General features: G+C 62.7%; 11 protein-coding genes and 5 tRNA genes. 10 read left to right on the top strand and 6 right to left on the bottom strand.

The window, feature by feature from the left end:
* The first annotated feature begins 76 nt into the window (after positions 1-76).
* The 6 genes from P0D73_RS13460 to P0D73_RS13435 all read left to right on the top strand — a co-directional run bounded on the left by P0D73_RS13460 (position 77) and on the right by P0D73_RS13435 (position 1,466).
* Positions 77-152 (top strand) — tRNA-Ala (locus P0D73_RS13460).
* 155 nt (positions 153-307) lie between these two features.
* Positions 308-383: transfer RNA gene (locus P0D73_RS13455), tRNA-Glu, on the top strand.
* Positions 384-487: 104 nt separating this feature from the next.
* Positions 488-564, top strand: a tRNA-Asp gene (locus tag P0D73_RS13450).
* Positions 565-625: 61 nt separating this feature from the next.
* Positions 626-701: transfer RNA gene (locus P0D73_RS13445), tRNA-Glu, on the top strand.
* An 81-nt stretch (positions 702-782) separates the two neighbouring features.
* Positions 783-859: transfer RNA gene (locus tag P0D73_RS13440), tRNA-Asp, on the top strand.
* 142 nt (positions 860-1,001) lie between these two features.
* A complete protein-coding gene (locus P0D73_RS13435; protein WP_012433487.1) occupies positions 1,002-1,466 on the top strand; it encodes a GNAT family N-acetyltransferase in 465 nt (154 codons plus the stop codon).
* A 174-nt stretch (positions 1,467-1,640) separates the two neighbouring features.
* Here P0D73_RS13435 and P0D73_RS13430 read toward each other — a convergent pair whose 3' ends face one another.
* Positions 1,641-2,540 carry an AraC family transcriptional regulator gene (locus P0D73_RS13430; protein ID WP_408431637.1) on the bottom strand — a complete coding sequence of 300 codons (900 nt, stop codon included), beginning with the start codon at positions 2,538-2,540 and terminating at the stop codon, positions 1,641-1,643.
* Positions 2,541-2,713: 173 nt separating this feature from the next.
* On the opposite strand from P0D73_RS13430, the gene rraA reads away from it, so the two are divergent.
* Together rraA and P0D73_RS13420 are read left to right on the top strand one after the other, a co-directional pair.
* Entirely contained in the window at positions 2,714-3,208 is a 495-nt protein-coding gene (rraA, locus tag P0D73_RS13425; protein ID WP_408431635.1) for a ribonuclease E activity regulator RraA, read from the top strand.
* 78 nt (positions 3,209-3,286) lie between these two features.
* Complete coding sequence (locus P0D73_RS13420; RefSeq protein ID WP_408431633.1) at positions 3,287-3,688, top strand: gamma-glutamylcyclotransferase family protein; 402 nt, start codon at positions 3,287-3,289, stop codon at positions 3,686-3,688.
* 208 nt (positions 3,689-3,896) lie between these two features.
* Here the strand turns inward: P0D73_RS13420 and aceB are convergent, their stop codons facing one another.
* The gene (aceB, locus tag P0D73_RS13415; protein ID WP_408431631.1) at positions 3,897-5,507 is read right to left on the bottom strand and encodes a malate synthase A; all 1,611 of its coding nucleotides are present in this window, start codon (positions 5,505-5,507) and stop codon (positions 3,897-3,899) included.
* 93 nt (positions 5,508-5,600) lie between these two features.
* Entirely contained in the window at positions 5,601-6,416 is an 816-nt protein-coding gene (locus P0D73_RS13410) for a haloacid dehalogenase type II (protein ID WP_408313446.1), read from the bottom strand.
* A gap of 151 nt (positions 6,417-6,567) precedes the next feature.
* On the opposite strand from P0D73_RS13410, the gene P0D73_RS13405 reads away from it, so the two are divergent.
* Both P0D73_RS13405 and P0D73_RS13400 read left to right on the top strand, forming a co-directional pair.
* Entirely contained in the window at positions 6,568-7,470 is a 903-nt protein-coding gene (locus P0D73_RS13405; RefSeq protein WP_408431629.1) for a LysR family transcriptional regulator, read from the top strand.
* Positions 7,471-7,675: 205 nt separating this feature from the next.
* Positions 7,676-8,110 (top strand): universal stress protein, encoded by a 435-nt coding sequence (locus P0D73_RS13400; protein WP_132373900.1) that lies wholly within the window; start codon positions 7,676-7,678, stop codon positions 8,108-8,110.
* Between the two features lie 254 nt (positions 8,111-8,364).
* Here P0D73_RS13400 and aceA read toward each other — a convergent pair whose 3' ends face one another.
* From aceA to P0D73_RS13385, 3 genes are all read right to left on the bottom strand, one after another.
* On the bottom strand, positions 8,365-9,669 hold the full coding sequence (gene aceA / locus P0D73_RS13395; RefSeq protein ID WP_132373901.1) for an isocitrate lyase: 1,305 nt from the start codon (positions 9,667-9,669) through the stop codon (positions 8,365-8,367).
* 458 nt (positions 9,670-10,127) lie between these two features.
* Positions 10,128-11,759: a DEAD/DEAH box helicase gene (locus P0D73_RS13390; RefSeq protein ID WP_132373902.1), complete on the bottom strand. Its 1,632-nt coding sequence runs from the start codon at positions 11,757-11,759 to the stop codon at positions 10,128-10,130.
* 456 nt (positions 11,760-12,215) lie between these two features.
* The gene (locus P0D73_RS13385) at positions 12,216-12,485 is read right to left on the bottom strand and encodes an acyl-CoA-binding protein (RefSeq protein WP_132376843.1); all 270 of its coding nucleotides are present in this window, start codon (positions 12,483-12,485) and stop codon (positions 12,216-12,218) included.
* Positions 12,486-12,516 lie beyond the last annotated feature (31 nt).

Below are 12,516 nucleotides of genomic sequence, written 5' to 3'. Positions count from 1 at the left end.
AAAGTCGCATGCAATTGCTCAAAGGGTATTTACAAAGCGTAAATTGGCCTCTAAAATCTCGTTTCTGTTCTTCAAGGGGGGTATAGCTCAGCTGGGAGAGCGCTTGCATGGCATGCAAGAGGTCAGCGGTTCGATCCCGCTTACCTCCACCATCAGAGCAGAGTGAAGTTGTTCCGAAGTCTGGAACTTGTAGCAAAAAAGACTTCACAAACAGTTGTAACGTAGCTAGAATATCGGTCTTTGCTGCTGACGAAGCGAAAGTTAGCGTGAGTTAGCAGCAAGATAAAGACAGATCTGAAAAGATTATGTCCCCTTCGTCTAGAGGCCTAGGACATCACCCTTTCACGGTGAGTACAGGGGTTCGAATCCCCTAGGGGACGCCAAACATCAGCGTCGCTTTAGTGTTCGAAGTCATGCTTCGAGTAGCAGTAAAGCAGCGCAGCTTGCAGAGAAATAACCGACGCTCGCAAGCCAGGGTGTAAAGACTGGAGTGGTAGTTCAGTCGGTTAGAATACCGGCCTGTCACGCCGGGGGTCGCGGGTTCGAGTCCCGTCCACTCCGCCAGACAAAGCCCGTTCATCCAAACTTGAACGGGCTTTTTCATTAAAGGTGTAAGCAGTACGTTGTCCCCTTCGTCTAGAGGCCTAGGACATCACCCTTTCACGGTGAGTACAGGGGTTCGAATCCCCTAGGGGACGCCAGCACATCGGCGTCGTTCGGTTGGAAGTTGAACGGTGCAGCGGTAAATGAGCCAGTCTCGTGAGCCGCGGTGCAGAAAATCTGGAGCGGTAGTTCAGTTGGTTAGAATACCGGCCTGTCACGCCGGGGGTCGCGGGTTCGAGTCCCGTCCGCTCCGCCAGATTTGAGAAAGCCCACTTCGTAAGAAGTGGGCTTTTTTTATTCCGCTGTCCAGCGCGCCTGGGTATGCTCGGGAAAAACAGCCATTGCCAGCGCGCGCGGCCTGTTTTACCGTTGACCCGACTCTTCCATGTCGTCCCGCCATGTTCGATCCCACCGAAGCTCCGTTACCGTTTCATCTGCGCAAAGCCAGCATGGACGATTTCGAGTTCGCCGAGGCGCTGACTCGCAACAACATGGGCGGTTACTACCGTCGCCACCATCTTGTCTGGCGCGGTGATCTGTTTCTAGGTAGCTGGCGCGAGTCGGAGAATTTCATTCTCGAAATGGACGGCACACCGATCGGCGTGTTGCGCATCACGCAAGAGGGCGACTCGCTGCATATCCGCGACGTGCAGATTGCGGAAGGCCATCGCCGGCTCGGCGCCGGCACGTATCTGCTCGATGTTTCGCATCAATGGGCACGCGAGCGTGGCCTGCGCGAGTTGCAACTGCGCGTGTTCGTCGACAATCCCGCCGCGCGGCTCTATCAGCGCAAAGGCTACAAGCTCGCCGGGCCGCGCCTCGCGCAACTTGGCGCGATCCGTCATCTGGCGCGACGGGTTTGAGGCGGCGGTGTTCTTGACACGCGGGGCCTGAGCGCGGACGTTTGGCGCGCCGGCTTTGTGGCGTCAGGTTGACGCGCAGGGGATCGACACGCAGGGTTAGCGGCGCGCAACCAGGCACCCAGCTAGGCGCTGCGTCAAAGCGCACGTTTGGCACCCGGGATTTCAAGCACTCAGTCAGCGTCCGGCATCGCTCTCTGCATCCGCGCGATCTCGCGCGGTCTCGTCGTCCACCTCTGTGTCGCCATGCTCCCCATGCCCCACCCGATGTTCAGAGCCACGCTCGATAAACGCGCGCGGACTCTCGCCGAAGGCGCGGCGGAACATCGCGGAAAACGCGCTTTGGCTCTGATAGCCCAGTTCCAACGCGACATGCGACAGCGGCCGTCCCTGGCTCAATAGCGGAATCGCGCGCGCCAGAATCGCCTGCTGGCGCCATTGCGAAAAACTCACCCCCAGCTCCTGACGAAACAGCCGCGCAATAGTGCGCGTGCTCGCGCCGACGCTGGACGCCCATTGTTCGAGCGACTCGCCATGCGTCGGGTCCGCGATCACCGCTTCGCACAGCGCGCGCAGACGCTTTTCATTTGGCATCGGCACGGAGAGCGGCAGCGGTTCCGAGCGAGTCAGTTCGTCGAGTGCGAGCGCGCCGAGCAACTGCTCACGCGTAGCCGAGATACCCGGTGTGTCGAGCGCGGCAATCACTTCGCGCAGCAGATCCGAGACTTCGACCACGCGCGGCGTATCGAGTCCGGCCGGCACCGTGCTTTCGGTGATGTAGAGCGTACGCAGGAACGCGTCTTCGACGGCGACCACTTCGTGCGTCACGTGCGGCGGCACCCAGATTGCCCGCGACGGCGGCACCATCCACGTCGTGCCGGTCGTCGCGACCCGCAGCACGCCGCGCGACGCATACGCCACCTGCGCCCACGCATGCGTGTGACGCGCGATGCGCCAGCCTGAGGGCATCTGCCGCGAGCGTACGCGGATCGGATGCGTTTCGTTCGGCTGGAACTCGGGCGGAATATCGGCGAAGCGCACGAGGCTCGACGGGTTTGAGTCGGCGGATGAAGTCATGGTGAAGATCGATCCCGATAACGGACCGCGGCAAGCGCGGACCTCGAAAGTCATCCGAAAGCACCGCAAGGCAAAACCCGCTACGGCAAACCGCTGCGGGATCCTCATTGTAGGTGTTGCAAGGAACCGGGCGTTGCATAATGTCCTGATTGCCCGGACCCGAGGAGAACGCCATGAGTTTTGCTACCGCGGACTTGTGCGACGCGCACGAGGATCAACTGGCGCTCGGCACGTTGCGCGTGCTCGAGCCGGTCTTTCACCTGTTCAGCCGCGCTGAGTGTTTCAGCGGTGAAGCGGTGACAGTGAAAGTCTTCGAGGACAACGCACTCGTGCGGGCCACGCTCGAGGAGAAGGGCGCGGGCCGCGTGCTGGTGATCGACGGCGGCGGCAGCCTGCGTTGCGCGCTGGTGGGCGGCAACCTTGCGCAGATCGCGGAACAGAACGGCTGGGCGGGCATCGTCCTGAACGGCTGCGTGCGCGATACGCTGGAGCTCAATGAGGTCAACGTCGGCGTCGCGGCTTTGGCAACCTGTCCAAGGCGCGGCCAGAAGCTCGGCGCCGGCGAGCGCGACGTAGCGGTGCAATTGCCCGGCGCGCTGGTGCGTCCCGGCGAATGGATCTACGCGGATATCGACGGCGTGCTCGTGGCGAGCGCGGCGCTCAACTGAACCGCGGCCGGCACTTACGTTCGAACAGAGCCAGAAACAGAAGCCACCCAAACCCCCATTCAAGGAGAGCAAACGACGATGCAGACCGTCTTTGTATACGGCACGTTGCGCGCCGGTGAAGTGAACGACATCAGCGAAGCCGCGGCGCGCAACGAGATCGCCGCGCCCAATCGGCTCGGCACGGCCACGGTCCGTGGCCATCTGTTCGATTTCGGCTCGTATCCGGGCCTCGTGATCGACGAAGGCGGCGTCGACGTAGTCGGCGACGTCTACGAGATCGACGACGAACTCGTTGCCGTGCTCGACGAAATCGAGGCGGTCTATCCGGGCGTCGAGGATCGTTTCCTCGCGCGCGAAGTGATGGTGAAAGTCGACGGCGACGTCGTGAATTGCCGCTTTTATCCGGTTGCGCCGAATGCGGTGAAGGGCTTGCCTGAAATCAAATCGGGCGACTGGACCGAGTACCGCCGCACGCGCTAACAAACGCGCTACCTCACGCGCGCAAAAAAAAAGGCCCGGCAAGCATACGCCTGTCGGGCCGTCCGGTCGGTCAGCCTTGCGACTCAAGCCGCTTTCGCGCTAGAGGTGACACGCTAAAGCAGGCTTGCTACTGCGTCGTCCGTTATCAACGCATCGGAGCGCATCTGAATGAATGCCCCCGACGCATCCATGAGGCCTGACGTTGGCCTCAGATTTCCTCGTACAGCGGCAGCGTGAGGAAGTCGGTGAACTGCTCCGACGTCGACATCTCTTCGAAGATCTGCGCCGCGCGCTCATACGGCTTGGTATCGCCGCCCACGGCTTGCTTCACCTTGTCGAGTTCCTGCACCGACAACTCGCGCACCAGCTCGGCCGTCACCTTGCGGCCGTCTTCGAGCTTGCCCTTCGGCGAGCGAATCCATTGCCACACCTGCGAGCGGGAGATTTCCGCGGTGGCGGCGTCTTCCATCAGGTTGTGAATCGGCACGCAGCCATTGCCCGCGAGCCACGCGCCCAGGTAGTGAATGCCGACGTTGATGTTGTTGCGCAGACCGCCTTCGGTGATCGGCGCTTCCGGACGGAAGTCCGTCAGGTCGGTGGCCGTGACGAGCAGGTCGTCGCGCTGCTTGCCGATCTGGTTCGGCTTGTCGCCGAGCACCTTGACGAACTCTTCCATTGCGATCGGCACGAGGCCCGGATGCGCGACCCAGCCGCCGTCGTAGCCGTCGCCGGCATCGCGCGCCTTGTCCGAGCGCACGCCGCCCATCGCCTTTTCGTTCGCGGCCGGATCGTTCTTGATCGGGATCAGCGCGCTCATGCCGCCGATCGCCGGCGCATTGCGGCGATGACAGGTCTGCAGCAATAGCAGCGCGTAGGCGCGCATGAACGGCGACGTCATCGTGATCTGCGAGCGGTCGGCCAGGCAGAAGTCGCGGTCGGCCTTGAACTTCTTGATCGCCGAGAAGATGTAGTCCCAACGCCCGGCGTTCAGACCCGAGCTGTGTTCACGCAACTCGTACAGGATCTCGTCCATTTCAAAGGCGGCGACGATTGTTTCGATCAACACCGTCGCGCGAATCGTGCCGCGCGGCACGCCGACCGCTTCCTGCGCGGCGACGAAGATGTCGTTCCACAGACGCGCTTCGAGATGGCTCTCCATCTTCGGCAGATAGAAGTATGGGCCCGAGCCGCGCGCGATCAGTTCCTTCGCGTTGTGCACCATGAAGAGCGCGAAGTCGAAGATGCCGCCCGACACGCGCTTGCCGTCCACCTTCACGTGCTTCTCGTCCAGATGCCAGCCGCGCGGACGCACGATCAACGTGGCGACCTTGTCGTTCAGCGTGTACGACTTGCCGTTCTGTTCCAGCGAAATCGTGCGGCGCACCGCGTCCTTCAGATTGATATGGCCGGTGATCTGGTTGTCCCAGCTCGGCGCATTCGAATCTTCGAAGTCGGTCATGTACGAATCCGCGCCCGAATTCAGCGCGTTGATGATCATCTTGCGTTCGACCGGACCGGTGATCTCCACGCGGCGGCATTGCAGGTCCTGCGGCAACGGCGCGATTTTCCAGTCGCCTTCACGCACGCTTTTCGTTTCGGCGAGGAAATCGGGACGTTCGCCGGCGTCGAGGCGCTTCGTGCGTTCCACACGCGCTTGCAACAACTGCTGACGGCGCGGCTCGAACGTGCGATGCAGCGCGGCGACGAGTTCGAGCGCTTCGCGCGTGAGAATCGCGTCATAGCCCGACTTGATTTCAGCCGTGATTTCCATGCCCTGCGGCAGTTGCAATGATGAATGCGATGACTGCGGGTTCGCCATGTTTTCTCCTTGGTCGGTCGGATTGCAAAGATGCAAATGTTGAGATGCGGTTGAATTGCGGTCGATGTGCGTCGCGTTATCCAGTGGTAGCCGTCATGCGCCAGGGCTGTGGCGCGCGCGGCTGCCGCCGGTGCCGCTGCTGCGGCCGGGCGACGCGCGGGTCTTCAGAAAAGCGAGCAGATCGGACATGCCTCCGCCCGCGCCATGCGGCGTGACGCCCAGTTCTTCGGCTGGGGCGTTTTGCCGGTTGAGCCAGAAAGTGGCGAAGCCGAACCACGTCGCGCCCGCCACGTCCCAACCGTTCGACGACACGAAGACGATCTCGCGCGGCAGCGCGTCGAAGGCTTGCGTGCCGAGCGCGTAAGCGGCGGGCGAGGGCTTGTAGGCGCGCACGGCGTCGACAGATAAAACGTGGTCGAACAGGCGCGTCATGCCGGCGCTCTTCACGGCGATGTCGAGCATTTGCGGATTGCCGTTAGAGAGAATCGCGAGAAGCGGACGCGCGGCGGATTCGCCGCCCGCAGACGCTGCTGAATTCGGCGTTACGTCGCGCAAATGGCGCAGCGCGGGCACGGCATCGGGGAACGCGGACAGGCACGCGTATTCGTCCATCAGACGCTTTTCGGCCGTGCGACCCAGCGTGAGCTGAAGTTTTTTCGCGGCGAAACGCAAGGCGTCGAGTGTGATGTCCCAGAACGGCCGGTAGTGCGCACCGGGTGCGTCTGCCGGATCGGCGAGCGTGCGCAACTGCGTGTATTCGATCTGTTTTTGCCGCCACAACTGCGAGAGCGCATCGCCGTGGCCGGGGAACATCTGCTCCGCGGCAGCGATCACCGAATGCACGTCGAAAAGCGTGCCGTAGGCGTCGAAAATCACTGCTTTTGGGAAGAGTGTCGTTGTGGCCGACATTGCCGTGCACTCCTATCAGAGGTCAGGACGAATTGTATTAGTGATGCTATATGCTAAAAAAGAGGCTAAACATCACTTGATCTTTTACTTTCATCCACCTAATCTGGCGCGCACCGACCACTTTCCCGCCCAAGTGCGGTTCCCATCGCTCATGGACCGTTTCAAGCAGATCGAGACTTTCGTGACCGTCGCGGCCAAAGGCAGCCTGTCTGCCGCGGCTTCGGCCGAAGGCGTCGCGCCGGCCATCATCGGCCGCCGCATCGACGCGCTGGAAGAGCGCCTCGGCGTCAAATTGCTGGTGCGCACCACGCGTAGGATCACGCTGACCTTCGAAGGCTCGGCCTTTCTCGAAGACTGCCAGCGCATCATTCACGAGATGCAGAACGCCGAAGCGAGCGTCTCGGCGGGCGGCGTCAAGGCGAGCGGCCATTTGCGGCTGTCCGCGCCGGCGGGCTTCGGACGGCGTCACGTCGCGCCGCTGGTGCCGGCGTTCACGGTCGCGCATCCGGACGTGTCGATCACGCTCGACCTGTCCGACCGACTCGTCGACCTGGTCAACGAGGGTTTCGATTGCGCGGTGCGTCTCGGCGAGTTGCCGGATTCGTCGCTGGTGTCGCTCAAGCTCGGCGAGAACCGCCGTGTGTGCGTGGCCTCGCCGTCGTATCTGAGCCGGCGCGGCGCGCCGCACAGCCTCGCCGATCTGGCACATCACAACTGTCTCGCGCTCGGCGCGAGCGCCAATCAGCAACGCGGCTGGATGTTCCAGCAGGGCGACAAGGTCGTCTCGATCAAGGTGTCCGGCACGATGGAATGCTCGGACGGCGCCGTGCTGCACGAATGGTGTCTCGAGGGCTACGGTCTCGCGTGGCGCTCGTGGTGGGAAGTCGGCACGGACATCGCGGCTGGGCGGCTCGTCAGCGTGCTCGATGAATTCGCCGCGCCGCCCATCGGCATTCATGCGGTGTTTCCGCAGCGCCGCCATTTGCCGTTGCGGGTGCGATTGTTTCTGGACTTTCTCAAGCATACGTATGGGCACCCTGACTACTGGGGCTAAAACGGCGGGAGCTGACGGCGGGCGCCGCGCGGCCTTGCCCGGCGGTTGCGCCGCCGCCGCGAACAAGGGGTTTCCCATATGCGGACAGACCCTCAACAGATTCATACGCTCAATTCCGCGACCTACAATCGATTGAAGCGGCTTGTCAGCCGAGCCTCGTTGGACGCTGAGGCCGCGCTGCGCGCAGCCGGCGACGGAGGACATCATGTTCAGACACATCCTGGTTCCGACCGACGGTTCAGATCTGTCTCGCAAGGCAATCGACGGCGCCATCGATCTCGCGCAAGCCGTCAATGCACACGTGACCGCCTACGCGTGCCTGCCGCAATATCCATACTCGCCGTTCTCCGACGTGGTGGTCGAACCGCCCTCCGAATTCCTGCAACGCAGCGAACGTGAAGCGCGCGTGCATCTGCGCGAGGTGGAGATGGCGGGGCGTCGTGTTGGCGTCACGGTCGACAGCCGGACCAGCGTGCACCCGGCGCCGTATCTCGGCATCATCGAAGCGGCGGAGCAGGGCGGCTGCGACGTGATCTTCATGGCCTCGCATGGCCGCCGCGGTCTGGGAAGCCTGCTGATCGGCAGCGAAACGCAGCGGGTGCTCACGCATACGAAGATTCCGGTGATCGTGTATCGCTGAATCGTCGAATCCCGGGCCACAAAAAAACGCGCCGGCGGTGAGGCCGGCGCGCGCTGTGTTCGCCGCACAATGCGTTGTGCTGGCTTTTTCTCCACTGCTGCTGCGATCTCTCCCAAGTTCCACTGCGAGATTCCGGCCGCCGGCGCTGTTCGACTCGCGCGCCGACGACCGAGCTCCTCCCTGTGACGGCGGCTCTCTGACGGAGCCGCTTTTCGTCTGTCTGCCTTGTCCCTGCGATCAGACCACGGGGTGGATTACGCGACCTTTTTGTCGAAGAACTGTTCGTCTTCCGTCGAGCCATGCAGCGCGGTCGTCGATGCATCGCGTTCGACCGTTTGCGTCACAGCGTCGAAGTAGCCGGTGCCGACTTCGCGCTGGTGCTTGACCGCGGTGAAGCCCTTTTCGGCCGCGGCAAATTCAGCCTGCTGCATTTCGACGAAGGCGGTCATCTGGTTGCGGGCATAGCCGTGCGCGAGGTTGAACATCGAGTAGTTCAGTGCGTGGAAGCCGGCCAGCGTGATGAACTGGAACTTGTAGCCCATCGCGCCGAGTTCGCGCTGGAACTTGGCGATCGTCGCGTCGTCGAGGTTCTTCTTCCAGTTGAACGACGGCGAGCAGTTGTACGACAGCAGTTGATCCGGGTACTCCTTGTGGATCGCGTCGGCGAATTTCTTCGCGAACTCGAGGTCCGGCTTGCCGGTTTCGCACCAGATCATGTCGGCATACGGCGCGTAGGCGAGGCCACGCGAGATCGCTTGCTCGAGACCCGGCTTCGTGCGGTAGAAACCTTCCACGGTGCGCTCGCCAGTCAGGAACGGCTTGTCGTTTTCGTCGATATCCGACGTGATCAGGTCGGCGGCTTCCGCATCGGTTCGCGCCAGCAGCACGGTCGGCGTGCCGGAGACGTCGGCGGCCAGACGCGCGGCCGTCAGTTTGGCGATGTTTTCACGGGTCGGCACCAGCACCTTGCCGCCCATGTGGCCGCACTTTTTCACCGACGCGAGCTGATCTTCGAAGTGCACGCCGGCAGCGCCCGCTTCGATCATCGCCTTCATCAGTTCGAATGCGTTCAGCACGCCGCCGAAGCCGGCTTCCGCGTCCGCCACGATTGGCTGGAAGTAGTCCACGTAGCCTTCGTCGCCCGGATTCTTGCCTTCCGACCACTGGATCTGGTCAGCGCGCGTCAGCGTGTTGTTGATGCGCTTCACGACGAGCGGCACCGAGTTCGCCGGATACAGCGACTGGTCCGGGTACATTTCGCCGGCGACGTTCGCGTCGCCCGCCACTTGCCAGCCCGACAGATAGATCGCCTTCAGGCCGGCCTTGACCTGTTGCATGGCCTGATTGCCGGTCAGCGCGCCGAGCGAGTTGACGAACGGCTCGTTGTTCACGCTTTCCCACAGTTTTTCCGCACCGCGCTTGGCGAGCGTGTGCTCGACTTGCACCGAGCCGCGCAGGCGGATCACGTCTTCCGCCGTGTAGCTGCGCTTCACGCCTTTCCAGCGCGGATCGGTTTCCCATTGCTGTTGGAGTTGCTTGGCTTGTTCTTGACGGGACATGGTGTGCTCCTTGGTTGCCTGTATGGATGGGTGACTCTTTTCTTCGTCGAAACGGTTGGCCGGTTGGGGCGTTTCGTTTCGTGAAGTCTTATATAAGAGTCTAGGCAAATCAATGGTCGCGCAATAGTCGCCGGGGAGCCTTTTTGGAATATTTGTTTGTGTTTAAAATCAATGAATTACGTCGCACGTTTCGCATTAAGAAACGACTTTTTCCATCTTGCAATAGGCCGTCTTGTGCCTTGCAGCACGATTTTTTACGACGCAAAAAAATTTTCCACATCGTGAAATTTGGGGCGCGCCGCAGTACGGACGAAAAAAAACCGGTGCCTGAGCACCGGTTTCTTTCGACTGACGAACGGCGCGAGGCCATCCGGGTCTGTTTTCAAGCTGACTGCGCAGTACCGCCTGGGCGCTGCAACGGGCCGAAGCCCTGAAGCAGAATGCACCCGGTTCAGTACTTAGCTGCCGCGACGCGCCGTACGCGGGCCGTCGCTGCGGCGTGCGCCGTAGCCGCCATCGCGCGAGCCACCGTAGCCTTCACGCGAACCGCCACCGAAGCCGCCTTCACGCGAGCCGCCGCCAGCCGATTTGCCGGCCCAGCCGCCGCCATTGCCGCTGCCGCTGCGTGAACCGCCGCCGTTACCGGCCGGCTTGCCCGAACCGCTACCAAAGCGACGGCCACCGCCGTTGCCACCGCCCGGACGGCCGCGGCCGCCAAAGCCAGGACGGCCGTTACCCGACGGAGCCGACTTGCGCGGCTCGAAGCCTTCGACGACATTGACCGGCAGCGGGGTGCGCACGAAGCGCTCGATGCGCTTCAGCGCGCCTTGTTCCGCGTGATGCACGAGGCTCACCGCGATACCCGAGCGGCCAGCGCGGCCGGTACGGCCGATACGGTGCACGTAGTCTTCAGCGAACTTCGGCAGGTCGTAGTTGAACACGTGCGTGATGCCCGGGATGTCGATACCGCGAGCGGCGACGTCCGTTGCCACCAGCACGCGCACGCGGCGCTCGCGCAGTGCGCGGATCGTGCGGTTACGCGCGCCTTGCGGCAGGTCGCCGTGCAGGGCGGCCGATTCGAAACCGGCGTCGGCCAGACGGCCGGCCAGCTGGTCGGCGTCCATCTTGGTTGCCGTGAAGACGATAGCCTGGTCGAGGCCTTCGTCGCGCAGCAAATGGTCGAGCAGACGATCCTTGTGATCGCGGTCGTCGACGTAATGGACGGTTTGCGCGATGTTGGTGCGCTGTTCCAGACGCTGAACGATCTCGATGCGTTCCGGATCCTTCAACAGGCGGCCGGTCAGCGAGCTGATCTTGCCGTCGAGCGTGGCCGAGAACAGCATGGTTTGACGCGAAGCCGGCGTAGCGGCAACGATCGTTTCGATGTCTTCGATGAAGCCCATGTCGAGCATGCGGTCAGCTTCGTCGAGCACGAGGATCTGCAGTTGCGACAGATCGATACGGCCGCGTTCCAGGTGGTCGATCAGACGGCCCGGCGTGGCAACCAGGATTTCCGGGTTCTTCGCGAGCAGCATCAATTGCTGGCCGTAAGCGACGCCGCCCAGAATGCTGACGGTGCGCAGGCGCTTCAGGTGCTTGCCGTACGTGGCAGCGGCGGTGGTGACCTGCATCGCGAGTTCGCGGGTCGGCGTCAGAACCAGCATGGTCGGACGGGCAACCGGTTGCGGACGGCGCGTGCGGGCGCCGTCGGCCGGACGCGGTTCACGCGGCTGGCTGGCTTGCGCCTTCTGCAGTTGCGAGAAACGCTCGATGGCGGGCAGCATGAACGCGGCGGTCTTGCCCGAACCAGTCGGGCTCGAGACCATCAGGTCGCGGCCGGCGATACCGGCGGGGATGGCGCGTTGCTGAACCGGCGTGGGGTTCTGATAGCCAGCGGCGGTCAGCGCGGAGACGACATCCGCGGACAGACCGAGCGACGCGAACGACGGGCCGGCCGGTGCTGCGGCTTCAGCGGCGACGGCTTCCGGAGCGGCAGCAACGGCTGCGGCTTGTGCGGGTGCGTCGGCGAGACCGAGGGCTTGGTCGGCGATGGCGTTCAACGGGCTGCTGGGGGTATTGCTCGAAGTCATGAGAATCCTTGGTAAATCCTTGGTACACACGGAATTAAAACGTCGGCGCCAATCGGCATACCCAAGTCGTCGGATTCAGCGAGCAAAGAAGCAGCGAGCAAATCGAAAAACGGGGGCAGCTCGCGACAATGAAGGCGAGCTTTTCGTTAGAAGCTGTATCGGATGCGACATGCCAACACGGCGTGCCGCCAGCCTGGGACATGATCGCCCGTAGGGGGCTAGGCAGGAGGGGACAGGTTCTAAACTGGATTGGAGCTAAACGCTACGAGGCGCTGCGCCGCAAAGGCCGCTAGAGGAAAGCCGGGCAAAGCAGTGAAGCGCAGGCAGCATTGTATAGGGTTTTGCTGCACTGCGCCACTGTTAGGAGTTTTCCTGGTGGAAAAGTTTGTGCCGGGTGCTGGTCTGGCGGGCGGTCCGGTTGTCGGGCGGGCCGCCAATGGTCGCTTCGCGGCTGCTTCAGGCCGCCTCGCCGCTCTTGAGCGCTTCGACCAGTTCGACGTATTGCTGCTTCGCGGCGTCCTGCGCCGTGCCCTTGAGCGCCGCCCACGCGTCGTACTTGTATTTGCCGACGATGTCGGTGAAGCCCGGCTTGTCGCCGTGAACGTCGCCGCGGGTGGCCTGCTTGTAGAGGGCATACAGGCGCAGCAGGGTGAGATTGCCCGGACGCTCCGGCAACTGCTGGACGTCTTCGTGGGCTTGGGTGAACTGGGTGTCGATGTCGGTCATTGTCATGTTGCCCGCCGGGCGGGATCGGGAT

The sequence above is a fragment of the Paraburkholderia sp. RL18-101-BIB-B genome (genome assembly GCF_046026985.1).
In the GTDB taxonomy this organism is placed as follows: Bacteria; Pseudomonadota; Gammaproteobacteria; order Burkholderiales; family Burkholderiaceae; genus Paraburkholderia.
The sequence above is the reverse complement of the archived record's forward strand: the minus strand, read 5'-3'. Positions and strand labels throughout refer to the sequence as shown.